The sequence below is a fragment of the Streptomyces sp. cg40 genome, from assembly GCF_050320165.1.
Lineage (GTDB): Bacteria > Actinomycetota > Actinomycetes > Streptomycetales > Streptomycetaceae > Streptomyces > Streptomyces hokutonensis.
On the sequence record NZ_CP190128.1, the window covers coordinates 7,645,385 to 7,672,237 of the forward strand.

At 72.0% G+C, this 26,853-nt stretch carries 22 protein-coding genes; 7 read left to right on the top strand and 15 right to left on the bottom strand.

Annotated features, from left to right (window positions below; translation table 11 throughout):
• Nucleotides 1-9: 9 nt before the first annotated feature.
• Nucleotides 10-807, bottom strand: a complete 798-nt coding sequence (lipB, locus tag ACQHII_RS34415; protein WP_427922936.1) for a lipoyl(octanoyl) transferase LipB — start codon at nucleotides 805-807, stop codon at nucleotides 10-12.
• Nucleotides 808-1,089: 282 nt separating this feature from the next.
• Here lipB and ACQHII_RS34420 point away from each other — a divergent pair, with 282 nt between their 5' ends.
• Nucleotides 1,090-2,526: a regulator gene (locus tag ACQHII_RS34420; RefSeq protein ID WP_427922937.1), complete on the top strand. Its 1,437-nt coding sequence runs from the start codon at nucleotides 1,090-1,092 to the stop codon at nucleotides 2,524-2,526.
• 105 nt (nucleotides 2,527-2,631) lie between these two features.
• Here ACQHII_RS34420 and ACQHII_RS34425 read toward each other — a convergent pair whose 3' ends face one another.
• Complete coding sequence (locus ACQHII_RS34425; RefSeq protein WP_427922938.1) at nucleotides 2,632-4,125, bottom strand: NAD(P)/FAD-dependent oxidoreductase; 1,494 nt, start codon at nucleotides 4,123-4,125, stop codon at nucleotides 2,632-2,634.
• 191 nt (nucleotides 4,126-4,316) lie between these two features.
• Nucleotides 4,317-5,213, bottom strand: coding sequence for a TIGR01777 family oxidoreductase (locus ACQHII_RS34430; RefSeq protein ID WP_427922939.1), 897 nt, complete (start codon nucleotides 5,211-5,213; stop codon nucleotides 4,317-4,319).
• Nucleotides 5,214-5,286: 73 nt separating this feature from the next.
• On the opposite strand from ACQHII_RS34430, the gene ACQHII_RS34435 reads away from it, so the two are divergent.
• Nucleotides 5,287-5,775, top strand: a complete 489-nt coding sequence (locus ACQHII_RS34435) for an N-acetyltransferase family protein (protein ID WP_427922940.1) — start codon at nucleotides 5,287-5,289, stop codon at nucleotides 5,773-5,775.
• Nucleotides 5,776-5,784: 9 nt separating this feature from the next.
• Here ACQHII_RS34435 and ACQHII_RS34440 read toward each other — a convergent pair whose 3' ends face one another.
• Nucleotides 5,785-6,969 (bottom strand): MarP family serine protease, encoded by a 1,185-nt coding sequence (locus tag ACQHII_RS34440; protein ID WP_427922941.1) that lies wholly within the window; start codon nucleotides 6,967-6,969, stop codon nucleotides 5,785-5,787.
• A gap of 257 nt (nucleotides 6,970-7,226) precedes the next feature.
• Here ACQHII_RS34440 and ACQHII_RS34445 point away from each other — a divergent pair, with 257 nt between their 5' ends.
• Nucleotides 7,227-7,967: a peptidoglycan recognition protein family protein gene (locus ACQHII_RS34445; protein ID WP_427925473.1), complete on the top strand. Its 741-nt coding sequence runs from the start codon at nucleotides 7,227-7,229 to the stop codon at nucleotides 7,965-7,967.
• Nucleotides 7,968-8,118: 151 nt separating this feature from the next.
• Here the strand turns inward: ACQHII_RS34445 and ACQHII_RS34450 are convergent, their stop codons facing one another.
• Nucleotides 8,119-9,249 (bottom strand): lipid II:glycine glycyltransferase FemX, encoded by a 1,131-nt coding sequence (locus ACQHII_RS34450; RefSeq protein ID WP_427922942.1) that lies wholly within the window; start codon nucleotides 9,247-9,249, stop codon nucleotides 8,119-8,121.
• Between the two features lie 190 nt (nucleotides 9,250-9,439).
• On the opposite strand from ACQHII_RS34450, the gene ACQHII_RS34455 reads away from it, so the two are divergent.
• On the top strand, nucleotides 9,440-9,670 hold the full coding sequence (locus ACQHII_RS34455; protein WP_019075876.1) for a hypothetical protein: 231 nt from the start codon (nucleotides 9,440-9,442) through the stop codon (nucleotides 9,668-9,670).
• Between the two features lie 24 nt (nucleotides 9,671-9,694).
• Here ACQHII_RS34455 and ACQHII_RS34460 read toward each other — a convergent pair whose 3' ends face one another.
• Entirely contained in the window at nucleotides 9,695-10,399 is a 705-nt protein-coding gene (locus ACQHII_RS34460; protein WP_427922943.1) for an SDR family oxidoreductase, read from the bottom strand.
• Between ACQHII_RS34460 and ACQHII_RS34465 the strand changes: the two genes are divergently transcribed.
• Nucleotides 10,398-11,204, top strand: a complete 807-nt coding sequence (locus ACQHII_RS34465; protein ID WP_427922944.1) for a helix-turn-helix transcriptional regulator — start codon at nucleotides 10,398-10,400, stop codon at nucleotides 11,202-11,204. The genes ACQHII_RS34460 and ACQHII_RS34465 overlap by 2 nt on opposite strands.
• 96 nt (nucleotides 11,205-11,300) lie before the next feature.
• Here the strand turns inward: ACQHII_RS34465 and ACQHII_RS34470 are convergent, their stop codons facing one another.
• The 8 genes from ACQHII_RS34470 to ACQHII_RS34505 all read right to left on the bottom strand — a co-directional run bounded on the left by ACQHII_RS34470 (nucleotide 11,301) and on the right by ACQHII_RS34505 (nucleotide 23,287).
• Complete coding sequence (locus ACQHII_RS34470) at nucleotides 11,301-11,753, bottom strand: carboxymuconolactone decarboxylase family protein (RefSeq protein WP_427922945.1); 453 nt, start codon at nucleotides 11,751-11,753, stop codon at nucleotides 11,301-11,303.
• Between the two features lie 142 nt (nucleotides 11,754-11,895).
• Nucleotides 11,896-12,417 (bottom strand): DUF4240 domain-containing protein, encoded by a 522-nt coding sequence (locus tag ACQHII_RS34475; protein WP_200716902.1) that lies wholly within the window; start codon nucleotides 12,415-12,417, stop codon nucleotides 11,896-11,898.
• 185 nt (nucleotides 12,418-12,602) lie between these two features.
• Nucleotides 12,603-13,589 (bottom strand): helix-turn-helix transcriptional regulator, encoded by a 987-nt coding sequence (locus tag ACQHII_RS34480; protein ID WP_427922946.1) that lies wholly within the window; start codon nucleotides 13,587-13,589, stop codon nucleotides 12,603-12,605.
• Between the two features lie 191 nt (nucleotides 13,590-13,780).
• Nucleotides 13,781-16,483: a pyruvate dehydrogenase (acetyl-transferring), homodimeric type gene (gene aceE / locus ACQHII_RS34485; protein ID WP_427922947.1), complete on the bottom strand. Its 2,703-nt coding sequence runs from the start codon at nucleotides 16,481-16,483 to the stop codon at nucleotides 13,781-13,783.
• Between the two features lie 298 nt (nucleotides 16,484-16,781).
• On the bottom strand, nucleotides 16,782-17,405 hold the full coding sequence (locus tag ACQHII_RS34490) for a GntR family transcriptional regulator (protein WP_427922948.1): 624 nt from the start codon (nucleotides 17,403-17,405) through the stop codon (nucleotides 16,782-16,784).
• 819 nt (nucleotides 17,406-18,224) lie between these two features.
• Nucleotides 18,225-20,021, bottom strand: a complete 1,797-nt coding sequence (gene sucB, locus ACQHII_RS34495; RefSeq protein WP_427922949.1) for a 2-oxoglutarate dehydrogenase, E2 component, dihydrolipoamide succinyltransferase — start codon at nucleotides 20,019-20,021, stop codon at nucleotides 18,225-18,227.
• 57 nt (nucleotides 20,022-20,078) lie between these two features.
• Nucleotides 20,079-21,467 (bottom strand): dihydrolipoyl dehydrogenase, encoded by a 1,389-nt coding sequence (gene lpdA / locus ACQHII_RS34500; protein ID WP_019075829.1) that lies wholly within the window; start codon nucleotides 21,465-21,467, stop codon nucleotides 20,079-20,081.
• Between the two features lie 302 nt (nucleotides 21,468-21,769).
• A complete protein-coding gene (locus ACQHII_RS34505) occupies nucleotides 21,770-23,287 on the bottom strand; it encodes a leucyl aminopeptidase (protein ID WP_427922950.1) in 1,518 nt (505 codons plus the stop codon).
• A gap of 245 nt (nucleotides 23,288-23,532) precedes the next feature.
• Here ACQHII_RS34505 and ACQHII_RS34510 point away from each other — a divergent pair, with 245 nt between their 5' ends.
• The gene (locus ACQHII_RS34510) at nucleotides 23,533-24,321 is read left to right on the top strand and encodes an endo alpha-1,4 polygalactosaminidase (protein WP_427922951.1); all 789 of its coding nucleotides are present in this window, start codon (nucleotides 23,533-23,535) and stop codon (nucleotides 24,319-24,321) included.
• Between the two features lie 90 nt (nucleotides 24,322-24,411).
• Here the strand turns inward: ACQHII_RS34510 and ACQHII_RS34515 are convergent, their stop codons facing one another.
• Entirely contained in the window at nucleotides 24,412-25,197 is a 786-nt protein-coding gene (locus tag ACQHII_RS34515) for an adenosylcobinamide-GDP ribazoletransferase (RefSeq protein WP_427922952.1), read from the bottom strand.
• A gap of 60 nt (nucleotides 25,198-25,257) precedes the next feature.
• Here ACQHII_RS34515 and ACQHII_RS34520 point away from each other — a divergent pair, with 60 nt between their 5' ends.
• On the top strand, nucleotides 25,258-26,025 hold the full coding sequence (locus tag ACQHII_RS34520) for a hypothetical protein (RefSeq protein ID WP_427922953.1): 768 nt from the start codon (nucleotides 25,258-25,260) through the stop codon (nucleotides 26,023-26,025).
• The last annotated feature ends 828 nt before the right edge of the window (nucleotides 26,026-26,853 follow it).

Sequence of the window (26,853 nt, forward strand, 5' to 3'; positions counted from 1 at the left end):
ATTCCCGGGTCAGGCGGTCGCCTTCTCGATCTCCCGCGGTTTCAGGTCCGCGTGCTCCAGTACGTCCTTCAGGTGACGCTCGACCACCGGAAGGACCTCGTCGATCGTGACGTCCCGGCCCAGCTCGGCCGCGAGCGAGGCCACGCCCGCGTCGCGGATGCCGCACGGGATGATGCGGTCGAACCAGCGGTTGTCCGGGTTCACGTTCAGCGCGAAGCCGTGCATCGTGACGCCCTTGGCCACCCGGATGCCGATCGCGGCGATCTTGCGGTCCTCGCGGCGCTGGCCGGCGTTCGACGGCGCGTACTCCGGGCCGTTCATCCGCGGGTCGAACTCCTCGTCCTGGAGTCGCGGGTCGAAGTCGAGGGACAGCCCGCCGATCGACGGCCGCTGGTCCACCGGATCGCCCAGCACCCACACCCCGCTGCGGCCCTCGACCCGGCTGGTCTCCACGCCGAACTCCGCGCACACCCGGATCAGCGCCTCCTCCAGGCGCCGTACGTGCGCGACGACGTCCACCGGGCGGGGCAGCTTCTGGATCGGGTAGCCGACGAGCTGGCCCGGGCCGTGCCAGGTGATCTTGCCGCCGCGGTCGACGTCGACGACCGGGGTGCCGTCCAGCGGGCGCTCGTTGTCCTGCGTGCGGCGGCCCGCCGTATAGACCGGCGGGTGTTCGAGGAGCAGCACGGTGTCCGGGACCGCGTCCTCGAAGCGGGCCGCGTGCACCCGGCGCTGCTCGTCCCACGCCTCCTGGTACTCGACGGCGTCCGCGCCGAACCCCATCCGGACGAACCGCAACTCACCCACGGCAAGCGCCTCCCTCACAGCACCCACGAGTCGTAAGGCACGAAACATGCCTACGCCACTGTACGACCGACCGCTGACACCCCACCGGGCGGCCGGGACCGTCAGCCCTACGACCAATCCTCACACGATCGGATGAATGCACGTCGGAATGTGCGACGAGCCGCTTACGCTCCGCTACATTCGCGCCGTTCACGAGGCCAAAAGGGCTGCTCACAGGCAATCCGGGCAGCAGGGGTCGCATCGGCCGCTGTGAGGCCCGAAAGGCAGGAGACCGCACCGCAGATGACGGAACGACCCGCGCAGCGCACTCCCAACCGTCAGCTCGCCGCGCTCATCGCAGAAGCGGGGTTCTCCAACGCAGGTCTCGCCCGTCGCGTGGACCAGCTCGGTCTTGAGCACGGACTCGACCTGAGATACGACAAGACGTCCGTCACCCGATGGCTGCGCGGCCAGCAGCCCAGAGGCACCACCCCCGCCCTCATCGCCGAGGTCTTCACCCGCCGGCTCGGGCGCCGGCTCACCGCCCAGGACCTCGGCCTCGACGCCTGCGCGCCGGTGTACGCCGGGCTCGAGTTCGCCGCGACCCCCGAGGAGGCCGTCGACATCGTCAGCGGGCTGTGGCGCAAGGACTCCGGCAGCCACGCCGAGCTGCGCAAGATCGCCTTCACCCCGGCCGGTCTCGTCGTGCCCAGCCGGGACTGGCTGATCGGCCGCGCCGACGACCGGGTCGGCCGCGCCGAACCCGCCAACCGGGTGCCCCCGCAGGGCCGCCCCGCCGTACCCCGGCAGCGCGGGGCGGGCGAGCGCGGCCCCGGCCAGAAGGTCACCGGCGGCGACATCTCCGCGCTCCGCTCGGTCGGCGAACTCTTCCGCACCCTCGACAACGCCTACGGCGGCGGCCACGCCCGCCAGGCCCTCGTGCGCTACCTGGAGCACGAGACCGAGCCGATGCTGCGCGGCACCTACGGCGAACAGACCGGCCGCCGCCTGTTCGCCGCGGCGGCCGACCTCACCCGGCTCGCCGGCTGGACCTCGTACGACATCGCCGCGCACGGGCTCGCGCAGCGGTACTTCGTGCAGGCGCTGCGGCTCTCCCAGGCGGCCGGGGACCGGGCCTACGGCTCGTACGTCCTCATGACCATGAGCAGGCAGGCCGTGTACCTCGGGCACGGGCGCGAGGCCGTGCAGCTCGCACGCGTGGCGCAGCAGGGGGTCGGGACCAGCGCGCCCCCTGTCGTGCAGGCGCTGCTGCACTCCGTGGAGGCGCGGGCGCACGGGGTGCTCGGGGAGGTGCGGGCGTGCACCTCCGCGCTCGTGCGGGCCGAGCGCGCCCTCGAAGCGGCGCGGGCCGGCGACGAAGTGCCGTACTGGGCCCGGTTCTTCGACGAGGCGCAGCTCGCCGACGAGTTCGGGCACGCGCACCGGGACCTTCAGCAGTTCCGGGCCGCGGCGCAGCACGCGGAGCGCTCACTGCAACTGCGGGCGCCCGCGTTCGCCCGCAGCCGGCTGTTCTGCCGGGTCGTGCTCGCCTCCGCGCGGCTCGGGCTCGGCGAGCTCGACCAGGCGTGCGCGCTGGGGGCGGAGGCGGCGGGGCAGGCTGCGGAGATGCGGTCGGTGCGGGCGATCGAGTACGTGCGGGACTTCGAGCGGCGGCTCGAGCCGTACAAGGACGCTGCGCCGGTGCGGGGGTATCGCGACAAGGTCGCCGCGTTCGGGTGAGGTGGGCTGGGGGCGGCGGGACTGTGCGGCTCCGTTGTGGCTGGTCGCGCCCACGCGGCGGAGCCGCATATCGACACAGTCCCGCGCCCCTAAAGACAAAAGACTTCAGGCGGCCTGTGTTGTCTGGATCTGTTCCGCCCTGTGCATCGAGCCTGTCGCGCTCATGTCCCTCAGGATCGCCTTCGCCGCCCGGTGACCCGAATGCAGCGCTCCCTGCACCGTGCTCGTGTCCCGGTGGTCGCCGCACACGTACAGGCCGGCCAACAGCCGTACCGGACGCCGTAGATCGTGCGGTGGGCGCATGGCCGGGACGGCCGTGGCGGTGTGGTGGACGGCGAGGGTCTCCCAGCGGGCGGTCGAGGCGCCGTAGAGGCGCGAGAGATGTGTGCGTACGGCGGTCTCGACGTCCGGCGGGGGAGGGCCGAGGACCGTCGAGGAGACGAGGGCGCGGCCGGCGGGTGCGCGGCTCGGGTCGACCTCGCTGACGATCGCGGTGTGGGCGACCGGGCCGCCGCGGTCGGAGTCGACGAGCAGGGCGGCTCCGGTGGCGGGCGGGTCGTCGGTCGTGTGGTGCACGACGGTCACCTGGTGGAAGTCGGGTACCCGCAGGCCGGGCAGGAGTTCGGCCGCCGCGCGCGCGTCCGTCGCGACGAGGACGGCCCGGCAGCGGATCTCGCCGTGTTCGGCGGTGGTCACCGATGTCGTCGATACGGCGGTCGCGCGTACGCCGGTGTGCACGGTGCCCGGCGGCAGCGCGGCGGCCAGCACCTCGGGCAGCATCTCCGCGCCGCCCTCCGGCAGACACAGCCGCCCGCCCGCGAAGGCGCGCAGCGCGAGGTCGGCGCACCGGCTGGAGGTGGTCAGCTCCGGGTCGCACAGCAGCGCGGCGAGCAGCGGGCGCAGAAACCCGTCGATGGTGCGGGCCGGCACCCCGCGCGCGGCGAGGGCCTGTCCGGCGGGCAACTCGGGGCGGTTCAGGAGCCGTTCGACCGGTGTCGCCGCGAGGCGGGTGAGTGCGGCCCCGAGCCGGGCCTGGTCGACGGGGCCGCCGAGCGGGGCGCCGGTGCGTGGCCTGGGTACGGCGGCGGCCCTCCGGGTGTCCACGGGGCGGTCCTTGAGCGTGGGGCCGCCCCAGGAGGAGTCCGTACGGTCCCTGAGTGTCGCCCCTCGTCCGGGGGTGCCCGCCCCGCCCCGTACGGACCCCGTCCGCACCCGCGGTACCGCCCCCACCCTGGGGGCGCTCGCCAGGGCGCGTACCGCGTGGAGTGCGCCCCATGCGCTCCCTCCGGGCGCCGGGGTGCCCGCGCGGTGGTGGCGGCCGTCGCTGTGGAGGAGGACGCCCGGGGCGAAGGGGCGCAGGACCAGGGCGTCGAGGCCCGGGGTGAGGCGTAGTTCGGGGTATGAGGTGGACAGGAGCTGTCCGATCCGGTCGAGCCGGAAACCGTCGACCTTCTCGGTCGACATACGGCCGCCGACGTAAGGGGCGGCCTCCAGGACTGCGGTCGTTACTCCTGCGCTGATCAGCCGATGCGCCGCGGCGAGTCCGGCGACCCCGGCCCCCACGACGACGACGTCCGCCTGGTACGCGTGCTCAAGCACGTGCCCCTCCTCAGGGTTGCGCGGCCGGTGGAAGCGTCATGCCCCCAACAGCCTCCAGGGATACCCGAGTTCGGGTCGAGGTTAGGGCCGTGATCGGTCAAGGGAAGTCGCGCATACGCAGGGCACGGTCGCACGGCGGTCGCATACGGTCGCCGTGCGTCACCATGCGGGCAGAGTCAGGTCCTGGACGGTCACAGCGCCGCCCGGATCGCCCCCTCGATCTCGGGGAACGCGAAGGTGAACCCCGACTCCAACAGCCGTTTCGGCAGCACCCGTTGACTCCCCAGCACATCGCCCGACATCTCGCCGAGCACCAGCTTCAGCGCGGGCGCCGGCACCGGGAAGAGGGACGGGCGGCGCAGGACGCGGCCCATCGCCGCCGTGATCTCACGGTTCGTCAGCGGGTTCGGGGCGGTGAGGTTGAACGGTCCCGACAGGCCCTCGGTGTCGATGAGATGCCGGATCGCCGCGACCTCGTCGTGCAGCGCGACGAACGACCAGTACTGCCGCCCGTCGCCGAACCGCCCGCCGACCCCCGCCTTGAACAGGGGGAACAGCTTGGCCCACGCCCCGCCGTCCTTCGCCACGACCAGACCGGTCCGCGCGAACACCGTCCGCACGCCCGCCTCCTGCACGGGCGCCGTCGCCTCCTCCCACTCCACGCACAGCGAGGGCAGGAAACCGTCACCCGGAGGCGCGTCCTCGTCCACCGCGCGGTTGCCCGTCTCGCCGTAGAAGCCGATCGCGCTGCCGTTCACCCACACCCGCGGCGGCCGGTCCAGCGCGGCCACCGCCTCCGCGAGCGCCGCCGTGCCGAGCACCCGGCTGTCGCGGACCGTCTTCTTGTAGGCGTCCGTCCACCGGTGGTCGCCGACTCCGGCACCGGCCAGGTTGACCACGGCGTCGCAGCCGTCGAGCGCCGCCGCGTCGACGTACTCGCCCTCGGGGTCCCAGCACACCTCGTCGGCGCTCCGGGCGGCCCGCCGCACCAGGCGCACCACCTCGTGACCGTCAGCGGTCAGGGACCGCACCAGTGCGCTGCCGATCAGACCGGAGGCGCCGGTCACCGCGATTCGCGAGCGTTCCATGGCGCCCATCCTGCCTCGTAGATCCATAAAAGCCCCATGAGGACGGCACCGCCCCCGCCGTAGTCTGGCTCATATGTCCGAGCCGTACATACGCATCGCCCTGCCCGACGACGACGAGGAACTCGGCGCCCTGGACCGCGCGACCTGGTCGCACCTGCACGCGGTCATGCCGCGCCCGCAGCCGCCGTACGGCCCCTTCTTCGACGAGCGGCACGCGCCCGGGGACCATCTGGTCGCCGAACTCGACCGCCGGATCGTCGGCTACATCCGGCTGGCCTTCGCCACCCCGCTCGCCTGCAACACGCACGTCCGGCAGATCCAGGGCCTCGCCGTCGCCGAGGACGCGCGCGGGCACGGGGTCGCCCGGGCGCTGGTCCGGGCCGCCGTCGAGGAAGCCCGGCGGCGCGGTGCCCGGCGGCTCACCCTGCGCGTGCTCGGCCACAACACCCCGGCACGGAAGCTCTACGCGGCCGAGGGCTTCGCGGTCGAGGGCGTACTGCCGGAGGAGTTCCTGCTCGACGGGGAGTACGTCGACGATGTGCTCATGGGCCGGTCTCTGTGACCCGGTGGTTCATGACGTGACCAGGTCGCCCGTGTCGACCTCCGCCGTCGCGGTCGCCGCCCGCTGCGCGTCCCCGGAGACCTCGTCGGCCGTCAGCACGTACCCCGTCTCGTCGTCCGAGGTGGAGCGCGCGAAGACCACGCCGTAGACCTTGCCGCCGGTCGTCAGGAGCGGGCCGCCGGAGTTGCCGGGGCGGACCGTGGAGCGGATCGAGTAGATCTCGCGGGTGACGGTCCCGTCGTTGTAGATGTTCTGCCCGGTCGCGTTGACCCGGTTGGCGACCGTCGCGGCCTGGAGGTTCAGGTCGCCGTCCTGCGGATAGCCCGCGACCACGGCCGAGTCGCCGCGCGAGGCGCTGTCGTCGAAGCGCAGGACAGGCGCCTTCAGCCCGGGCACGTACAGCACGGCGACGTCCTTGTTCGGGTCGAAGAGGACGACCCGTGCCTCGTACGACCGGCCGACCCCGCCGATGCGGACGGTCGGCTCGTCGATGCCCGCCACCACGTGCGCGTTGGTCATCACGTGCTGCGGCGCGTACACGAAGCCGCTGCCCTCGCGGCCCTGGGTGCCCGAGGAGCCCTCGATCTTGACCGTGCTGCGCTTGGCGGCGTTCGTCGCGCTCGCCGTCACGCTGTCGCCGGTGGGCTTGGCGACCTCGGCCGTCGACTCGTTCTCGAACGGGTTGAAGACCTGTGGGAAGCCCGCCTCGGTGAGCGCGGAGGTCGCCCGTGAGAACCACGTGGGCGTCGTGTCCGGCATCAGCTTCTGCACACTGCCCAGCAGCGTCGAGTCCCGGATCGCCGTAGTGACCAGCGCGGACGAGGAGGCGCCCAGCACGCTCGCGGCCACCCACGCCACGATCATCACCGCCACCGAGTTCGCCGCCGCCCCGCCGATCCCGTCGGCCACCCGCAGCGGCCCCCGGTCCAGCTCCTTGCGCAGCTTCAGCGCGAGCCGCCCCGCCAGTTCGTACCCCACCACCGCCGGCACCAGCACGGTGAGCACGGCGGTCACCGTCGCCGCCGTCGTCCCCGGTGTCACCAGGTCCATCACCCACGGCAGCACCCACACGCCGACGATCGCACCGCCCACGAACCCGGCGAGCGACACACATCCGGCGACGAGGCCGCGCCGGTACCCGGACGCCGCGTAGGCGAGGATCACCAGCAACAACAGCAGGTCGAGCAGGTCCACGGAGCCGCCTTTCTCTCGGAACCCTTAGTACGCGAGGAACGGGCCCACTGATCAGTCACGCGCGCGTGGCCCACGGGAAGCCGCCACGCGTGCGTGTACCCCCAGAAACGTGCCGGACCAGGACGATGGTTCCACCGGGTGGCACAGCACACATCGCGGGCGGGCCGTTTCCGGCCGAGAGTGTGATCATGCGTGTTCCGAGAAGAACGCCGGGTGCGCGAGGACGGCGGCGGGTGCGAATACCCCGCCCGGTGCTCGTGCTGCTGGCCTGCCTCCCCGGCCTCGCCGCCGTCCTGGTGCTGGCGCTGTGCGCGAACGGCATCGGCCGCCGTGCCACCGCCGCCGCGCACGTCCCCGTCGCCGCCCGCCCCGCGGCGCTCCGGCACACCGCGCCCCAGCCGCGCATCGTGCCCCGCTCGGCCTGGCTCGACGCGCTCTCCCGGCACGCTCAGCCGCCGCCGCGCTACGACGACAAGGTCGTCGCCGTCTTCGTCCACCACACGGATTCGCCCAACGGGTACGACTGCGCGGACGCGCCCCGCATCATCCGGTACCTGTACGCCGGTCAGACCGGGGTCCGGGACTGGGACGACATCGGGTACAACTTCCTCGTCGACCGGTGCGGCACGATCTACGAGGGGCGGGCGGGGGGTGTCGACCGGGCGGTCACCGGGGCGCACACGCAGGGGTTCAACCACCGTACGGCCGGGATCGCGGCGATCGGGACGTTCACGTCCGGGATGGCGGTGCCGAAGGCCATGACGGATGCCATCGCCGCGTTGGCCGCGTGGAAGCTGGGGCTCGCGGATGTCGATCCGCGTGGCAGGGCGCGGCTGGTGTCGAGCAACAGTCTCAGTCGGTACCGGTCCGGTACGACCGCGGTCCTGCCCGCTCTCGCGGGGCACAAGGACGGGTACATGACCAGTTGTCCGGGGGCGGCGTTGTCGGGGCGGCTTCCGGGGGTTCGGGAGTTGGCTGCGCGGTTGCAGGGGCGGTGATCTCGCCCCCGCCGCCCCTACCCGTCCCGTCCCCCGGGGGCTGCGCCCCCGGACCCCCGCTTGGTCGGATGTCGGGTGCGGGTTCGTTGTGGCTGGGCGCGCAGTTCCCCGCGCCCCTGGAGGGCGGGCTTCGCCCTCGCCCTCCAAAGGCCTATCTGCGGCCCAGATAGACCGCCAGCGCCCTTTGCAGCATCTTCCCCTGGGTGCCCACCGGGCGTTCCCATTCGCCCAGGTACTCCACTGCCTGGCCGCCTGCGCCCGTCTTGAAGAGGAGGCGGCCCACCAGGCGGTCCTCGGCGATGAGGGACGGGGTGATGGAGCGCAGATCGTAGGTGTCGGCGCCGGAGTCCAGGGCCTCGCAGAGCATGCGCCACAGGAGGATGCTGCTGGGGCGGAGTTCGCGGCCCCGGCGGCCGGAGGCGGGGTAGGAGTGCCAGACGCGGGGGCCGACGCCGATCATGAGCGCGGAGGACAGGACCTCGTCGTCGTACTCGGCGAGGTAGATCCGCATCCGGTCGGACTCCTCGGCGTTGAGCGCCTGCCACATGCGCCGGAAGTAGTCGAGGGGACGGGCCTTGAAGCCGTCCCGTTCGGCGGTGGCCCGGTACAGGCGGTGGAAGGCCGGCAGGTCGTCGGCCGAGCCCCAGAAGACCCCGACACCGCCCCCCTCGGCGGTCTGGAGGGCCTGTAGCCAGTGCGGGGCGAGGCCGCGGCGGAGTTCGTCGACGGACCGGCCGGTCAAGGGAATCCGACAGCCGTAGCGGGGCTGCCCGAGTCCGAAGCCGCTGTTCTCGTTCTCCTTGCAGCGTCGCCAGCCGAGACGTTCGAGACGGTCCGCCGCGTCCAGCGCGTAGCCGTCGATCCCGTCGGTCGGCAGATCCCGCAGATGCCGTACGGCGGGGTCGGCGACGCCCGCCGCGACCGTGGCCGGGTCCCAGTGGCGGACCACCAGCGGCGGGCCGATGCGGACCGAGAACGCGCCCTCCTTCTCCAGGTGCGCGAGGAGCGGGTCCAGCCAGCGTTCGAGGCGCTGGCTCCGCCAGTCGATCGCGGGGCCGTCGGGGAGGTAGGCGAGGGAGCGCCCGGTCCCCGGGAATGCCCGGTACAGCACGAGGGCCACGGCGACCAGCGCGTCCCCCTCGAACCAGCCGACGCTCTCCGCGGTCCAGTCGGGCTTCACGTCGGCCCACTCGGGGATCTGGAGATGGCTCGCGTCAGGGTGCACCCGGAGATGCGCGAGGTGTTCCTCGCGGGTGATCCCCTTCACGTACGGGCTGGTCATGGGCACGGCGCTCCTGTTCGGCGGCGGCCACCGTAAGCCGGACCTCACGGCACGGGTCAAGACCTCAAGTCTGTGAACTGCGCGAACACTTGGCCGCGCCGCGCTCACAGGTTTCTCGCAGGCAACTCACCGGGTCCCCCGAGGCGCGCTCCCTATCGTCATGCACACGCACTGACTGGAGGTGGGGAAAATGAACAGCAGTCACACCAACACCACGGAGAAGTCGGCCGGTTGGACCAAGTCCGCCCGCGGCCCGTGGGCCGTCGTCTGCGCGGTCGCGACCGTGATCCTCGGCCCGGCCGCCGTCACGGCCTCCGCGCTCGACCAGGCCAACGCGGCCCCGATGCACCACGCGGTACGGGCCGACCAGAACCAGGCCTACATCCCGACGGACACGACCCGTCGCCGCAGCGCCGCCTAGCACGCCCGGAGCGGAACCGCCTTCTCAGACCTGGTCGGTGGGGCGGATGACGATCTCGGCGACGGCCCGGCGGCGCGGGCTGGTGACGACGTACTCGACGGTCTCGGCGACGTCGTCGGCACGCAGCTTCTCGACGTCGGCGAACCTGGCCGCCATGCGCTCCTGGACGGCCTGCTGCTGGTGGCCGAACAACTCGGTCTCGGTGAGGCCCGGTTCGACCACGGAGAAGCGGACGTTGCGCCGCGCGTACTCCTGCCGCCAGGCCTCGGTGGCGGCGGTGACACCGAACTTGGTCGCGTTGTAGACCGCGCCCGCGGGGACGGCGAAGCGGCCGGCGATCGAGCTGACGTTGACCACGTCGGCGACCTGACGCGGACTCGTGGCGGCGGCCTCGCTCAGGTGCGGCAGGGCGGCCTTGGTGACGTACAGCAGTCCCTTGACGTTGATGTCGACCATCTGCTCCCACTCGCGCAGCGGGGCCCGGGCCGAGTCCCCGGTGAACATGACGCCGGCCGCGTCGGCGTCGGTCAGATCTGCGGTCGACGCGACCGCCCTGCCGTCGTGTCCCACGATCTCCTTGGCCAGTACCTTGATCCGGTCCTGACGGCGGGCGACCGGCACGACGGTGGCGCCCTCGGCCGCGAGCCGGCGGGCGGTGGCCTGCCCGATGCCGCTGCTGGCGCCCGTGACGAGCGCGACTGTCGACGTGAGGCTCACGGTGGGTTCCATGACGACGTCCCTCGAGGCCGTGGTGACACAGGCGGCCGATCAGCGGATCAGGCGGCGGGAGCTGTCGTCCTTCCTGCGCAGCAGGCGGGAGCGCATCTCGCCCGAGCAGGCCGGGCTGCCGGCCACGGGCCGCCGGCGCACCCCGGGGCTGCGCCGCGAGGAGGTCGCGCAGCTCGCGGGCGTGGGCGTGACCTGGTACACGTGGCTGGAGCAGGGCAGGGACATCAACGTCTCCGAGCAGGTACTGGCCGCGATCGCGCGCACGCTGCGCCTCGACCCGTACGAGCGCGTCCACCTCTACACACTGGCCGGACATCCCGAGCCGCCGATGGACCGCGACGGCAGGGCCGTCCCGGGCGCCGTGACGGTGATGATGCGCCAACCGGAGCCGATCCCGGCCGCCGTGATCAACGCCCGGTTCGATCTGCTCGCCTACAACCGCACCTACGAGCGGATGGTGGGCGGACTTGCGCACCTGCCGTTCGAGGACCGCAACCAACTGCTGCTGGTGTTCACCTCGCCGAGGTGGCGGACCGCCACCCTCGACTGGAAGGACTCCGCCGCCCGCCTGGCCGGACGCTTCCGCGCCGGCATGGCGACGCACGCCGCCGAGCCCGGCTGGAAGAACCTCCTCACCCGGCTGCGGCGGGAGTCACCGGACTTCGAGCGCCTGTGGGACCAGCACGACGTCCGGGCGCCGGAGAACTTCACCAAGCGCTACTTGCACCCCGAGGTCGGTCTGCTGACGCTGGACTACACGCAGTTGTGGTTCGGCGAGCGTTCGGAGATCAAGCTCACCACGTAAACCCCTGTGGACGAGGGGACTTGGGCGGGAGTGCGGCAGTTGCAGCAGGACATGCTCGAAGGGTGAGGGCGACTCGGCCGGGGCCGTCCGGTCCGCTCAGCGCCGGCCCAGTTCCCAGTACTGCTCGCCGACCGGGTCGATGTCCACGCCCAGGCCGTTCAACACCCCGGCGAGCATCGTGTAGTAGCCGACCGTCGTGATCAGCTCGACAACCTGACGGTCCGTCAAATGCTTGCGCAGCGAGCCCAATGTGCCGTCGGTGAGGGTGTGCCGGGCCAACAGCTCCTCCGTCGCGGTCAGCAGCGCCGACTCGGCCGCGTCGAACTCGCCGTCCTCCGCCCGGAGTTCGACGACGGCGTCCAGCTGCTCGGCCGTCACCCCCGCGCGCAGCGCGATCGGGCGGTGCTGCACGACCCCGTACGCGCAGTCCGTACGCGCCGCCACCGCCACGATCACCAGCTCGCGCAACCGCACCGGCAACGACGACCCGAGCACCGCCATCCCCAGGTCGATCGCCGGACCCGTCAGTTCCGGGGCGTGGGACAGCATGCGGAAAGCGTTCAGTGGGGTGGGGAGCTTGTCGAGGGCTTCGGCGGAACGCTCCGGGAACGGTATTCGAGCCACGGTGACCTCACAGGGATCCGGTCGGACGGCGGACGGGGCATCATCGCCGTACCCCGTTCACCCGGGCTCACTCCTGGCGGAACCTCTCCCGCAGTTTCGGGAAGCGTTCCGCGAGCACGGCCTCGTTCTCCAGGTCGAGCGGCGCCCCGAGCGGCTCGGCGGGCGCCGGCGGAATGCCCAGGTCGGGGGCGACGGTACCGGTGAGCTGCTCGTACGCCTCGTCGGCCGCGTACCCCAGCTCCTCGCCGTCGCCGTCGATCTCGTCGTCGAAGTCGTCGATGAGGTCGGCCAGCGCGTCGGCATCGTGCACGGCGCCCTCGTAGACCTCGCGGCCCTGGCCGATCAGCCAGCACCGGAAGAAGTCGAAGGCGTCGTCGCTCGCCCCGTCGAGGAGCACCCACGCGGCACCCCACAGGTCCCAGGTGTAGGCGCGGTTGTAGCGGGCCTCGAAATGACGGGCGAAGTCCAGCACCAGCTCCGGATCCAGCAGGAGCAGCCGGTCCACGAGCAGGTCCGCCTGCTCCTCGGGGTCGCCCTCGGCGGCCTCGCGGGTGGCGTCCACCAGCTCCCAGAACTCCGTCTCGTCCATCACGGGTCAAGCATCGGTCCTGGACGGGTGGTGCGCACGTGGAGTACGGCGGATTGTCACCAGGAGAGGGGCAGATCGTTATGGGCGGTACAGCGCCGCCGGCCGCGTCGCGTCCTGCGCGAACCGCGCCCGCGGATCCTCCCGGCGAGGATCACGGCGCCGGGTACCTGGAGCGCAGCACGTGGTCATGTTCCGTACAGCGCGCCCAGTCGCGCCGCGTCGCGCACGAAGCGCGCCCGCAGACTCGCCGGCGCCAGTACCTCCACCTCGGGCCCCAGTCCCGCGAGCTGGCCGTGGGCCACCTCCTCGGACTCGACCGGCAGAGTCACCGTCACCCACCCGTCCACGTCGCCGTCCGGTGCGTCCGCGAGCTCCAGTGCCTCCCGCGCGGCAGCCGGATCGACGGCGTACGGCAGTCTTCGCGCGCCCTCGGGGGAGACCCGTACCACCACCTCGGCCCGCAGGATCGACCGCGCGAACCGCTCCGCCCGGTCCTCCCAGAACGCCGGGAGGTCGAAGTCCTCCCGCCGTGTGAAGCGCTCGTCGGACGCCGTCGGGTCGACCGCCGTGAAACGGTCGATCCGGTACACCCGGAAGGAATCGTGGTCCGCCACCCGCGCGCACAGGTACCAGACGCCCGCTTTGAGTACGAGGCCGTACGGCTCCAGTTCCCGTTCCACGTCGGAGTCCCCGCGCCGGTACCGGGCCACCACGCGCCGGTCGTCCCACACCGCGTCCGCGACGGCGGGCAGCAGTTCGGGGGTCTTGGGTTCCGTGAACCAGCTGGGCGCGTCGAGGTGGAACCGTTGAGCCGCCGCCCGGGAGGCGTCCGACAGGGACGGGAGCAGGGCCGCGGACACCTTCAGGCGGGCCGCCGACGCGGCGTCCTCCAGGCCCATCTCGCGGAGCGCGCCGGGCACGCCGCTCAGGAACAGCGCCTCCGCCTCGCCCCGGGCCAGCCCGGTCAGCCGCGTCCGGTACCCGCCGACGAGTCGGTACCCACCAGCGCGTCCCCGCTCCGCGTACACGGGGACCCCCGCCTCGGACAGTGCCTGCGCGTCCCGGGTCACCGTCCGCTCGGACACCTCCAGCTCGCGCGCCAGTTCGGCTGCGGTCATGGAGGGGCGGGACTGGAGCAGCAGCACCATTTTGATGAGCCGGGCAGCGCGCATGCCTTCATGATGAGGGATCGCCCCCGCCGCCCCTACCCGTCCCGTCCCTGGGGGCTGCCGCCCCCAGACCCTCGTCCTCAAACGCCGGACGGGCTGAAAATCAGCCCCTCCGGCGTTTGAGGAGCGGGGTCTGGGGCGGAGCCCCAGGAGGATGGGACGGGTAGGGGCGGCGGGGGCGAAGAAACTACCCCCTACAGCCCGTAGCGCTCCCGCGCCTCCTTAACCGCCGTTGCCTTCACTTCACCCCGCCGCGCCAGCTGCGCCAGCGCCGCCACGACGATCGACTCCGCGTCGACGCCGAAGTAACGGCGGGCCGCGTCACGGGTGTCGGAGAGGCCGAAGCCGTCCGCGCCGAGCGAGGAGTAGTCCTGCTCCACCCACTGCGCGATCTGGTCGGGAACCTGCCGCATGTAGTCGGAGACCGCGAGCACGGGACCTTCCGCACCGTGCAGCGCCTGCCGCACGTACGGCACCCGCTCCTCACCCCGCAGCAGCGCCGCGTCCGCCTCCAGCGCGTCCCGCCGCAACTCGGTCCAGGTCGTCGCCGACCACACGTCGGCCGCGACACCCCAGTCCTCGGCGAGCAGCTGCTGCGCCTTCAGCGCCCAGTGGATCGCCGTACCGGAACCGAGAAGCTGGATCCGCGCCGCGTTGGCCGCGGGCGAAAGCCCCGCCGACTCCGCCGTGTTGAAGCGGTACAGGCCCTTGACGATGCCCTCGTCGATGCCCAGCCCGGAGGGCTTCGCGGGCTGCGGGATCGGCTCGTTGTAGACGGTGAGGTAGTAGAAGACGTTCGGGTCCTCACCCTGGGCCGTCTCGCCGTACATCCGGCGGATGCCGTCCTTCACGATCGCCGCGACCTCGTACGCGAACGCCGGGTCGTACGACAGCGCCGCCGGGTTCGTCGCCGCGATCACCGGCGAGTGACCGTCCGCGTGCTGGAGGCCCTCGCCCGTCAGCGTCGTACGGCCCGCCGTCGCGCCGACCAGGAAGCCGCGGCCGAGCTGGTCGCCGAGCTGCCACATCTGGTCGGCCGTGCGCTGCCAGCCGAACATCGAGTAGAAGATGTAGAAGGGGATCATCGCTTCGCCGTGCGTCGCGTACGACGTCGACGCGGCGATGAAGTCCGCCATCGAACCGGCCTCGGTGATCCCCTCGTTGAGGATCTGGCCGTTCTTGGCTTCCTTGTAGTACATGAGCTGGTCGCGGTCGACGGGCTCGTACGTCTGGCCCTTCGGGGAGTAGATCCCCAGCGACGGGAACAGGCTCTCCATGCCGAACGTGCGCGCCTCGTCCGGCACGATCGGTACCCAGCGCCTGCCCGTCTCCTTGTCGCGGACCAGGTCCTTGACGAGCCGTACGAAGGCCATCGTCGTCGCCACGTTCTGCGAGCCCGAGCCCTTGTCGAAGGACGCGAACGCCTTCTCCGAAGCGGACGGCAGCGGAGCGATCGCGTGCGTACGGCGGGCCGGGGCCGGACCGCCGAGGGCCGCGCGGCGCTCCTGGAGGTAGCGGACCTCGGGGGAGTCGGCGCCGGGGTGGCCGTAGGGCACGACCCCGTCGACGAAGTCGCTGTCCTTGATGGGGAGTTCGAGCAGGTCACGCATCTGCTTGAACTCGTCCGTCGACAGCTTCTTCATCTGGTGGTTGGCGTTCTTCGACGCGAAGCCCTCGCCGAGGGTGTGGCCCTTGACGGTCTGGGCCAGGATGACGGTCGGGCCGCCCTTGTGGTCCAGGGCCGCCTTGTAGGCCGCGTACACCTTGCGGGACTCGTGACCGCCGCGCGAGAGGTGGAAGCACTCCAGGATCTTGTCGTCGCTCAGCAGCTTCGCGAGCTCGACGAGCGCCGGGTCCTTGCCGAAGAAGTCCTCGCGGATGTAGGCCGCGTCGCGCGTCTGGTACGTCTGCACCTGGGCGTCGGGCACCTCGCGCAGCCGGCGTACGAGCGCGCCCGTGGTGTCGAGCTGGAACAGCTCGTCCCAGGCGTTGCCCCACAGCGACTTGACGACGTTCCAGCCGGCGCCGCGGAACTGGGCCTCCAGCTCCTGCACGATCTTGAAGTTCGCGCGGACCGGACCGTCGAGGCGCTGGAGGTTGCAGTTGATGACGAAGGTCAGGTTGTCCAGACCCTCGCGGCTCGCCAGTGCGAGTGCGGCCGTCGACTCCGGCTCGTCCATCTCGCCGTCGCCGAGGAAGGCCCAGACGTGGGACTGGGAGACGTCCTTGATGCCGCGCGCGGTCAGGTAGCGGTTGAAGCGCGCCTGGTAGATCGCGGACAGCGGGCCGAGGCCCATCGACACCGTCGGGAACTCCCACAGCCAGGGCAGCCGGCGCGGGTGCGGGTACGACGGGAGGCCGGTGCCGCCTGCCTCCTGGCGGAAGTTGTCGAGGTGCGCCTCGGTGAGGCGGCCGTCGAGGAAGGCGCGGGCGTAGATGCCGGGGGAGGCGTGGCCCTGGATGTAGAGCTGGTCGCCGGAGCCGTCCGCCTCCTTGCCCTTGAAGAAGTGGTTGAAGCCGGTCTCGTACAGCCAGGCCGCGGAGGCGAAGGTGGCGATGTGGCCGCCGACGCCGTGCTTCGCGCCCCGGGTCACCATCGCCGCCGCGTTCCAGCGGTTCCACGCGGTGATCCGGCGCTCCAGCGCCTCGTCGCCGGGCGCGGCCGGCTCGGCGGCGGTCGGGATGGTGTTGACGTAGTCGGTCTCAAGGAGCTTGGGCAGCGCGATGCCGTTGCCCTCCGCGCGCTCCAGCGTGCGGCGCATCAGATACGCGGCGCGGTGCGGGCCGGCAGCCTTCGCGACGGCGTCCAGGGAGGCCTGCCATTCGGCGGTCTCCTCGGGGTCGCGGTCCGGGAGCTGGTCGAGCTCGCTCGGCTGGATGGCGTAGGGGTCGGTCATAACGCCGCCTTCCTCAGTCGAAGGGGGGTTCCCTCGTCGGCAAGGGGATGTCGGGGGTGCCCTTGGTCTTTGGCAGGACAGGGCGGCGGGCCCTTGTGCTGTGACACTTTGCGGCTTCCGCCGCGGGCCCGTCGGTGACTGTAACTCCCTGATCGATGATCGATCAAAGGTTCCCGGGCAAAATATCTTGATTACGAGAAAGTCGGCACGGGGTGCCTTTTGCGGGGGCACCCGGTGCCGTGATTTTCGCCGATTTCCGGGGAGTTTTCGCAGGTGAGCATGGCTGCGCTCGGGTGCGTCACGGGCGCGGGGCGCAGCCCAGGACGTGTGCCTTCACCAGCTCCGCGATCCGCGGATCCCGGCGCCGGAACGCGGCCACCAACTCCTCGTGCTCCTCCGCGTACGACTGCTGCACGGTCCCCAGCCAGCGGATGGACAGGGCGGTGAACACCTCGATGCCGAGGCCCTCCCAGGTGTGCAGCAGCACCGAGTTGCCGGCCGCCCGGACCAGCTCCCGGTGGAAGCCGACCGTGTGCCGCACCTGGCCCGTCCCGTCCGCCTCGCGGTCCGCCTCGTACAGCGCGGCGACATGCGGTTCGAGCGCCGAGCAGTCCTCGGCCAGCTTCCCGGCCGCCAGCTCCGCCGCGATCGCCTCCAGGCCGGCCCGCACGGGGTAGCTCTCCTCCAGGTCGGCCGCGGTCAGATTCCGCACCCGTACGCCCTTGTTCGGCGCCGACTCGATCAGCCGCAGCGACTCCAGCTCGCGCAACGCCTCCCGCACCGGCGTCTGGCTGACCTCCAGCTCGGTCGCGATCCGACGCTCCACGATCCGCTCGCCCGGCTTCCAGCGCCCGCTGACGATCCCCTCCACGATGTGCTCGCGGATCTGTTCGCGCAGCGAGTGGACGACGGGCGCGGTCATGAGAGCTCCTTAGGGCGTTTGACGTTTAGACAATAAGGCCGCACGCCCGCTCGGGAGGGGCGCACGGGGGCGCTTTCATGCAGGTGAGACGAGACTTACACGCTGCCGGGAAGGTGTGCCGCGCAAAGACTCGTCCGGGGCCGACACGGAGCCGCGGAGGCTCGCGCAGGTGGGCTTGGAGCCACTGACCACGGGGTCACCGGGTGCCGGCGGGCGCGTTCGCAGCGGCGGGGTTGCGCGGACACGCGGGAGTGCGGCGGCGACGTCGACGCCTGGCACCCGACGGGATCGTACGCCCGGATGCCGGGGGAGGTGCTGAGACCTCGCGGGGGTGACCGGGTGTCGGCGGGTGGGTTCGCAGGTGGTGGGGGTGCGCGGGGCTGCGGGCGTGCGGCGGCGACACCGGTACTCGGTACTCGGCACTCGGCGGGACCGTACGGCCGGACGGCGGGAGGTGCTGAGACCTCGCGGGGGTGACTGGGTGTCGGCGGGTGGGTTCGCAGGTGGTGGGGGTGCGCGGGGCTGCGGGCGTGCGGCGGCGACACCGGTACTCGGTACTCGGCACTCGGTACTCGGCGGGACCGTACGGCCGGACGGCGGGGGGTGCTGAGATCTCGCGGGGGTGACCGGGTGTCGGCCGGCGCGCTCGCATGCGGCGGGGCGCGCGGAGCTGCGGGCGTGCGGCGGTGACATTGGCGTCCGGCATTCGGCGGGACCGTACGCCCGGATGCCGGGCGAAGTGCCGAGGTCCCGTGGGGGAAACGCACTGCGCCCCCGCCCGGAGGGTTCCGGGTGGGGGCGCTGTACGAACGGGGTGGGTTACAGGCCGAGCTCGACCTCGAACTCGCCCGCCTCCAGGATCGCCTTGACGGCCGTCAGGTAACGGGCCGCGTCGGCGCCGTCGACCAGGCGGTGGTCGTAGGAGAGGGTCAGGTACGTCATGTCGCGGACGCCGATGACCGTGCCCTCCTCCGTCTCGATGACGGCCGGGCGCTTGACCGTGGCGCCGATGCCGAGGATCGCGACCTGGTTCGGGGGCACGATGATCGTGTCGAACAGCGCGCCGCGCGAACCGGTGTTGGAGATGGTGAAGGTCGCGCCGGACAGCTCGTCCGGGGTGATCTTGTTCGCCCGGACCTTGCCCGCGAGCTCGGCGGTGGCCTTGGCGATACCGGCGATGTTCAGGTCGCCCGCGTGCTTGATGACCGGGGTCATCAGGCCCTTCTCGGAGTCCACCGCGATACCGACGTTCTCGGTGTCGAAGTAGGTGATCGTGCCCTCTTCGACGTTGATCCGGGCGTTGATGGCCGGGTGGGCCTTCAGTGCCTGGGCCGCCGCCTTCACGAAGAACGGCATCGGGGAGAGCTTGACGCCCTCACGGGCCGCGAAGGAGTCCTTCGCCTGGCCGCGCAGCCGCATCAGGCGCGTGACGTCGACCTCGACGACCGAGGACAGCTGCGCCTGCTCGTGCAGCGCCTTGACCATGTTGTCGCCGATGACCTTGCGGATGCGGGGCATCTTGACGGTCTGGCCGCGGAGGGGAGAGGCCTCCAGGGTCGGCGTCTTCTTCGCGGCGACGGCGGCCGGAGCGGCGGCGGCGACGGGCGCCGGAGCCGCGGCGGCGGCCTTCGCGGCCTCGGCGGCGGCGAGGACGTCCTGCTTGCGGACACGGCCGCCGACGCCGGTGCCCTTGACGGTGGACAGGTCGACGCCGTTCTCGGCGGCGAGCTTGCGCACCAGCGGGGTGACGTAGGCGCCGTCGTCCGTGGCCTGCGCGGCGGCGGGCGCCGGAGCGGGAGCGGCCTTGGCCACCGGAGCCGGAGCAGCGACCGGCGCGGGGGCCGGGGCGGCGGGGGCGACCGGAGCCGGTGCGGCGACCGGGGCGGGCGGCGCGACCGGAGCCGCGGGAGCCACCGGCGCGGGGGCGGGCGCCGGAGCGGCAGCCACCGGAGCCGGGGCCGGAGCGGCCGGAGCCGGGGCAGCCGCCGGAGCGGCACCTGCGGCGCCGACGACGGCGAGCCTGGCGCCGACCTCGGCGGTCTCGTCCTCGCCGACCAGGATCTCCAGCAGCACGCCGGCGACCGGCGAGGGGATCTCGGTGTCGACCTTGTCGGTGGAGACCTCGAGGAGGGGCTCGTCCTCCGCGACCTCCTCGCCGACCTGCTTCAGCCAGCGGGTGACGGTGCCCTCGGTGACCGACTCGCCCAGTGCGGGCAGCACGACGTCGGTACCGGAGGCGCCGGCCGCCGGAGCGGCGGCAGCGGGGGCGGGTGCGGCCGGTGCGGGCGCCGGAGCCGCGGGGGCCTCGGCGACGGGCGCCGGAGCGGCCACGGGAGCCGGCTCCGCGGCCGGGGCGGGGGCAGCGGCGGGCGCGCCGGTGCCGTCGTCGATCACGGCCAGCTCGGCGCCGACCTCGACGGTCTCGTCCTCGGCCACCTTGATGGAGGCCAGGACACCGGCGACGGGCGAGGGGATCTCGGTGTCGACCTTGTCGGTCGACACCTCCAGCAGCGGCTCGTCGGCCTCGACGCGCTCGCCCTCGGCCTTCAGCCAGCGGGTGACAGTGCCCTCGGTGACGCTTTCACCGAGCGCCGGAAGGGTTACGGAAACCGCCATGGTTTCGGTTGCTCCTTACGAATTGCGGAAGTCTGTGTCGTCGTCCGACCGAGGGGGTCAGTCGTGGGAGTGGAGAGGCTTGCCGGCCAGTGCCAGGTGGGCCTCGCCGAGCGCCTCGTTCTGCGTCGGGTGGGCGTGGATGAGCTGCGCGACCTCGGCGGGCAGCGCCTCCCAGTTGTAGATCAGCTGGGCTTCGCCGACCTGCTCGCCCATGCGGTCGCCGACCATGTGGACGCCGACCACGGCACCGTCCTTCACCTGGACGAGCTTGATCTCGCCGGAGGTGTTGAGGATCTTGCTCTTGCCGTTGCCCGCGAGGTTGTACTTCAGAGCGACGACCTTGTCCGCGCCGTAGATCTCCTTGGCCTTGGCCTCGGTGATGCCCACGGAGGCGACCTCGGGGTGGCAGTACGTCACCCGGGGGACACCGTCGTAGTCGATCGGGACGGCCTTCAGACCGGCCAGCCGCTCCGCCACCAGGATGCCCTCGGCGAAGCCGACGTGCGCGAGCTGGAGGGTCGGGACGAGGTCGCCGACGGCGGAGATGGTCGGGACGTTCGTCCGCATGTACTCGTCGACCAGGACGTAGCCGCGGTCCATCGCGACGCCCTGCTCCTCGTAGCCGAGACCGGCGGAGACGGGGCCGCGGCCGACGGCGACGAGCAGCAGCTCGGCCTCGAACTCCTTGCCGTCGGCGAGGGTGACCTTGACGCCGGACTCGGTGTACTCGGCCTTCGAGAAGAAGGTGCCCAGGTTGAACTTGATGCCGCGCTTGCGGAACGCGCGCTCAAGAAGCTTGGAGGAGTTCTCGTCCTCGAGGGGGGCGAGGTGCTTGAGGCCCTCGATGATCGTCACGTCGGCGCCGAAGGACTTCCACGCGGAGGCGAACTCCACGCCGATGACACCGCCGCCCAGGATGATCGCGGACTGCGGCACGCGGTCCAGGACGAGGGCGTGGTCCGAGGAGATGATCCGGTTGCCGTCGATCTCCAGGCCCGGCAGCGACTTCGGCACGGAGCCGGTCGCCAGCAGGACGTGGCGGCCCTGGATGCGCTGGCCGTTCACATCGACGGAGGTGGGGGAGGAGAGCCTGCCCTCACCCTCGATGTAGTGCACCTTGCGGGACGCGATCAGACCCTGGAGTCCCTTGTACAGGCCGGAGATGACACCGTCCTTGTACTTGTGGACGGCCGGTACGTCGATGCCCTCGAAGGTGGCCTTGACGCCGAACTGCTCGCTCTCGCGGGCCTGGTCGGCGATCTCGCCCGCGTGGAGCAGAGCCTTGGTGGGGATGCATCCCCGGTGCAGGCAGGTGCCGCCGACCTTGTCCTTCTCGATCAGGGCGACGTCCAGTCCCAGCTGGGCCCCGCGCAGCGCCGCGGCGTAACCGCCACTACCACCGCCGAGGATCACTAGGTCGAAAACGGTGCTGGCGTCGTTCGCCACGTCACGTCCTCCATGCATGTGCGCCGTACGCCGGTCGTCAGTGACCGGGCGGCGGCTGGTGTCCGGCCGCTCTTTCTTCGGCCCTGTGGTGGGGGCCCTGTCCTGCCGAGCCCATCTTCGCACTTGTCGGGCCCGTTCGAGACGCCGGGCCCGGGTGTGAGACGCCACACGCTCACATGAGAGACGTTGAATTGGTGAGACACCTGGGTGCGACACCCTAGGGGCGCGGGGAACTGCGCGACCGGCCACAACCGACCCGCAGTCGCCCACGCACCTAAAGGCATCGAGCTATTGGGCGAACCTCAGCCCAGGTCACCCGCAGCAGTCAGCTCCGCAAGCCGCACGAGCGTCCGCACCGCAGACCCGGTCCCACCCTTGGGCGTGTAACCGAACGGCCCGCCCTCGTTGAACGCCGGCCCCGCGATGTCGAGGTGCGCCCAGGTGATCCCCTCACCCACGAACTCCCGCAGGAACAGGCCCGCGACCAGTCCGCCACCCATCCGCTCACCCATGTTGGCGATGTCGGCGGTGGGGGAGTCCATCCCCTTGCGCAGGTGGTCGGGCAGCGGCATCGGCCAGGACGGCTCGCCGACCTCCTCCGCCGCGTCGACGATCGCGGCACGGAAGGCGTCGTCGTTGGCCATGACCCCGAAGGTCCGGCTTCCGAGAGCCAGCACCATCGCCCCGGTCAGCGTCGCCACGTCCACGATCGCGTCCGGCTTCTCCGCCGACGCCGCCCACAGCGCGTCGGCGAGGACCAGCCGGCCCTCGGCGTCGGTGTTGAGGACCTCGACGGTCTTGCCGCTGTACATGCGCAGCACGTCACCGGGACGGGTCGCGGAACCGGACGGCATGTTCTCGGCGAGCGCCAGCCAGCCGGTGACGTTGACCTCGAGGCCCAGCCGGGCGGCGGAGACCACGGCCGCGAAGACCGCCGCGGCGCCGCTCATGTCGCACTTCATCGTCTCGTTGTGCCCGGCCGGCTTGAGCGAGATGCCGCCCGAGTCGTAGGTGATGCCCTTGCCGACGAACGCGAGGTGCTTGGTGGCGCCGGCGTGCGTGTACGACAGCTTCACCAGGCGCGGACCGGCCGCGGACCCGGCGCCGACGCCGAGGATGCCGCCGTAGCCGCCCTTCTCCAGGGCCTTCTCGTCGAGCACCTCCACCTTGATGCCGTGCTCCTTCGCCGCGGTCTGCGCGACGGCGGCGAAGGCCTCGGGGTCGAGGTCGTTCGGCGGGGTGTTGATGAGGTCGCGGGCGCGGTTCAGCTCCTCGGTGACCGCGAGAGCACGCTCCACGGCCGCCTTGTACTCCTTGTCGCGCGGCTTGCCACCGAGCAGGGCGACCTCGCCGAGCGGGCCCTTGCCCTTGGCGTCCTTGCCGCTGTCCTTGTACGCGTCGAAGGAGTACGCGCCGAGCAGCGCGCCCTCGGCGATCGCGCCGGCGACGGCCGCGTCCGCGAGGGGCAGTGCGAAGGCGGCCTTCTTGGCACCGGTCAGGGCACGGGCGGCGACGCCGGCGGCCCGGCGCAGCGCCTCGGCGTCGTACGCGTCGCCGTCCTTGGGCTCCGCGCCGAGGCCCACCGCGAGCACGAGCGGCGCCTTGAAGCCGGCCGGGGCGGGCAGCTTCGTGATCTCGCCTTCGGCACCGGAGGCGCCCAGGGTCTCCAGGACGCCGGCGAGTCTGCCGTCGTACGCCTTGTCCACGGCGTCGGCGCCCGGTGCGACGACCGGGCCCTTGCCGCCCTTGCCGACACCGATCACGATCGCGTCGGCCCGCAGGCCGGGCGCCGCGGCGGTGCTGAGAGTGAGAGCAGTCACAGTGGTGAATTCTCGCTTCCGATGTGAAGTTTCCGCGGTCGAACGGGGTGGGTCGACCGGGCCCGACAACCGACCCTATTTCCGACCTGCGGCGGCGGTGGACACAGGGGCTGGTGACGGCCCAGAACGGAGCCTACGCGCGTGTGCGCGACGGGGCGTTCGCGCGGGGGCCTCGGTGTGCGGCGCGGTACCGCACATGGGAGATCATCCTTGGGGTCCCCGCCCCACACCCTGGAGCCCGCCCCGTGAGACGCCCCACCGCACTGTTCCCCCTGCTCCTCCTCCTGCTCCTCGCGGGCTGCACCGCCACCCCCGACGACAAGCCGGAGTCGGGGAAACGGTGGCAGCCCCGCCCGGGCGTGGCCTGGCAGTGGCAGCTCAGCGGGCGCCTGGACACCTCCGTCGACGTCCCGGTCTACGACATCGACGGCTTCGACCAGTCCAAGGCCACGGTGGCCGCGCTGCACGCCAAGGGCCGCAAGGTCATCTGCTACATCTCCACCGGTGCCTGGGAGGACTTCCGCCCCGACGCGAAGAAGTTCCCCAAGTCGGTGCTGGGCAAGGGCAACGGCTGGAAGGGCGAACGCTGGCTGGACATCCGCCGTACGGCCGTCCTCGAACCCCTGATGGCGACCCGCCTCGACATGTGCCGTGCGAAGGGCTTCGACGCGGTGGAGCCCGACAACATGGACGGCTACCGCAACGACACCGGCTTCCCGCTGAAGGCCGCCGACCAGCTCCGCTACAACCGCCTCATCGCGAAGCTGGCCCACGACCGCGGAATGGCGGTCGGCCTCAAGAACGACCTCGACCAAATCCCCGCCCTGGTGGGCGACTTCGACTTCGCGGTCAACGAACAGTGCGCCCAGTACGGCGAATGCGACACCCTGAAGCCTTTCATCAAGGCCGACAAGGCGGTCTTCCACGTCGAGTACGAACTCCCGACGTCCAAGTTCTGCGCGAACTCCCGCCGCCTGAAGCTGAGTTCACTGGAGAAGAAGTACGAACTGGGGGCGTGGCGCCGGTCCTGCTGAACAAGTCTCGGGGCAACTCCCTTAGGGGCGCGGGACTGTGACATGTGCGGCTCCGCCGCGCGGGCGCGCCCAGCCCCAATGCACCCGCACTCACCCACCCAGCGCAAGCACCACAAGCGCAGCCGTAGCCGCAGTCTCCGCAAGCCCCCCGAACACGTCCCCCGTGATTCCACCGAACCGCCGCCGACAGTGCCGCAGAAGAATCTCGGCGACAACCAGCGCCACGACAACGGCCACAACCCCTCGCACCCTCCCCTGCCCTCCGAAGAACGGCCCGAGCGCCGCAGAGATCACCAGGCAGGACAGGGTCACAGCCACCGCACCCCCAACCGGCACAACCCCCGCGACCGCGGCCCCCAGCCCCTCCGGCCGAGCCGCAGGCACCCCCGTACGGGCGGCCCAGGTCAACGCGAGCCGCGCAGCGGCCGCGGACACGATCGCCGCAGCCGCCCCCCGCCCCCACGAGTCGCCGTAGAGCTGCGCCAGCACAGCCACCTGGGCCAGCAGGACGAAGACAAGGCTGAGCACCCCGAACGGCCCGATGTCCGACTGCTTCATGATCCGCAGCGCGTCCTCCGCGGGCTTCCCGCTGCCGAGCCCATCCGCTGTGTCCGCGAGCCCGTCGAGATGCAGCCCACGGGTGAGCACGGCGGGCACGGCGACCGTGGCGACAGCCGCGAGCAGCGCGCCCGCGCCGAGGAACAGCAGCAACAGTCCGAGCCCGGCCGCGCACCCGCCGACGACCACCCCGACAACCGGCGCCGCCATCATCCCGGCGCGCGCGGCCTCCCGGTCCCAGCGAGTCACCGTGACCGGGAGAACGGTCAGCGTGCCGAACGCGAAGCGGAGGCCGTCGAGAGGCGGGGTCTTGGACACCGGCGAAGGTTACCCGGCGGTCAACGGGGCGGCTCCGAAACCCGTCGCTAAAGTGCCCATATGGGACATTGGTTGCACCGCAACATCGTCGAGCCGGGCAAACTCCCCCTGCTCCTCGCGCTCACCGCCTTCGTCCTGACGTTCGTCATCACCCGTGTCATCACCCGGCTGATCCGCGCGGGAAAGGGCCCGTTCGGCAACATCAAGGCGGGTGACGTGCACATCCACCACGTCGTCCCGGGCGTGGTCCTCTCCGTGCTCGGCGGTTTCGGCGCGGTGGCCAGCACGCGCTACGGCGTCGGGTCGGCCCTGTTCGCGATCGTCTTCGGGATCGGTGCGGGCCTGGTGCTGGACGAGTTCGCGCTGATCCTCTACCTCGACGACGTGTACTGGACCGAGGCGGGCCGCAAGAGCGTCGAGGCGGTGGTGCTCACGGCGGCCCTGGTCGGCTTCGTCCTCGCCGGCTTCTCGCCCTTCGGCGTCAACGACCTCTCCGCCGCCGAACTCCACGACCGCGCAGGCGTGATCGTCAGCGTCGGAGTCAACTTCCTCTTCTCCCTCATCGCCCTGAGCAAGGGCAAGGCCCGCACGGCCGTCTTCGGTGTCCTCGTCCCGCTGGTCGCCCTCGTCGGCGCGATCCGGCTGGCCCGCCCGGGTTCCCCCTGGGCCAAGCGCTTCTACCGCAAGCGCCGCCACCGGGCCAGGGCCCGCTCGACCCTCCGCGCGTACCACCACGACCGCCGCTGGGCGGGCCCGCGCCGTGCCTTCCAGGACTGGATCGGCGGCAAGCCGGACCCGGTACCGGCGCGCATCCCGGGCCGGCAGTGAGCGAGCCCCGCCCGGAGCCCGCGCGGATTCCCGGTCGCCGTTGGCAGAGCCCTGCCGCGCCTGTCGCACGCGCAGCCGCCGGGCCTGGGTCTGCTCTGCGCTCCGCGCGTACCACCACGACCGCCGCTGGGCGGGCCCGCGCCGTGCCTTCCAGGACTGGATCGGCGGCAAGCCGGACCCGGTACCGGCGCGCATCCCTGGTCGGCAGTGAGCGAGCCCCGCCCGGAGCCCGCGCGGATTCCCGGTCGCCGTTGGCAGAGCCCTGCCGCGCCTGTCGCACGCGCAGCCGCCGGGCCTGGGTCTGCTCTGCGCTCCGCGCCTACCACCACGACCGCCGCTGGGCGGGCCCGCGCCGTGCCTTCCAGGACTGGATCGGCGGCAAGCCGGACCCGGTACCGGCGCGCATCCCTGGTCGGCAGTGAGCGAGCCCCGCCCGGAGCCCGCGCGGATTCCCGGCCGGCAGTGTGCGAGCTCCACCCGGAGCCCGCACGGATCCGGGTCCGACAGTGAGCGAGCCCCACCCGGTACCGGCGCGCATCCCGGGCCGGCAGTGACCGAGCCTCGCCCGGAGCCCGCGCGGATCTCGGGCCGACAGTGAGCGAGCCCCACCTGGTACCGGCGCGCATCCCGGGCCGGCAGTGACCGAGCCTCGCCCGGAGCCCGCGCGGATCTCGGGCCGACAGTGAGCGAGCCCCACCTGGTACCGGCGCGCATCCCGGGCCGGCAGTGACCGAGCCTCGCCCGGGGCCCGCGCGGATTCCCGGCCGGCAGTGTGCGAGCTCCACTCGGAGCCTGCACAGATCCCCAGCCGCCGCTGACAGCACCCCG

Coding starts and splice junctions, on each gene's coding strand:
- ACQHII_RS34435 (WP_427922940.1), top strand. CDS start 5,287: ATGTCCGAGCCGTACATACGCATCGCCCTGCCCGACGACGACGAGGAA.
- ACQHII_RS34450 (WP_427922942.1), bottom strand. CDS start 9,249: ATGACCAGCCCGTACGTGAAGGGGATCACCCGCGAGGAACACCTCGCG.
- ACQHII_RS34475 (WP_200716902.1), bottom strand. CDS start 12,417: ATGGACGAGACGGAGTTCTGGGAGCTGGTGGACGCCACCCGCGAGGCC.
- aceE (WP_427922947.1), bottom strand. CDS start 16,483: ATGACCGACCCCTACGCCATCCAGCCGAGCGAGCTCGACCAGCTCCCG.
- ACQHII_RS34465 (WP_427922944.1), top strand. CDS start 10,398: ATGACGACGTCCCTCGAGGCCGTGGTGACACAGGCGGCCGATCAGCGG.
- ACQHII_RS34480 (WP_427922946.1), bottom strand. CDS start 13,589: ATGCGCGCTGCCCGGCTCATCAAAATGGTGCTGCTGCTCCAGTCCCGC.
- ACQHII_RS34420 (WP_427922937.1), top strand. CDS start 1,090: ATGACGGAACGACCCGCGCAGCGCACTCCCAACCGTCAGCTCGCCGCG.
- ACQHII_RS34520 (WP_427922953.1), top strand. CDS start 25,258: ATGGGACATTGGTTGCACCGCAACATCGTCGAGCCGGGCAAACTCCCC.
- ACQHII_RS34455 (WP_019075876.1), top strand. CDS start 9,440: ATGAACAGCAGTCACACCAACACCACGGAGAAGTCGGCCGGTTGGACC.
- ACQHII_RS34470 (WP_427922945.1), bottom strand. CDS start 11,753: ATGCTGTCCCACGCCCCGGAACTGACGGGTCCGGCGATCGACCTGGGG.
- ACQHII_RS34490 (WP_427922948.1), bottom strand. CDS start 17,405: ATGACCGCGCCCGTCGTCCACTCGCTGCGCGAACAGATCCGCGAGCAC.
- ACQHII_RS34460 (WP_427922943.1), bottom strand. CDS start 10,399: ATGGAACCCACCGTGAGCCTCACGTCGACAGTCGCGCTCGTCACGGGC.
- ACQHII_RS34430 (WP_427922939.1), bottom strand. CDS start 5,213: ATGGAACGCTCGCGAATCGCGGTGACCGGCGCCTCCGGTCTGATCGGC.
- sucB (WP_427922949.1), bottom strand. CDS start 20,021: ATGGCGGTTTCCGTAACCCTTCCGGCGCTCGGTGAAAGCGTCACCGAG.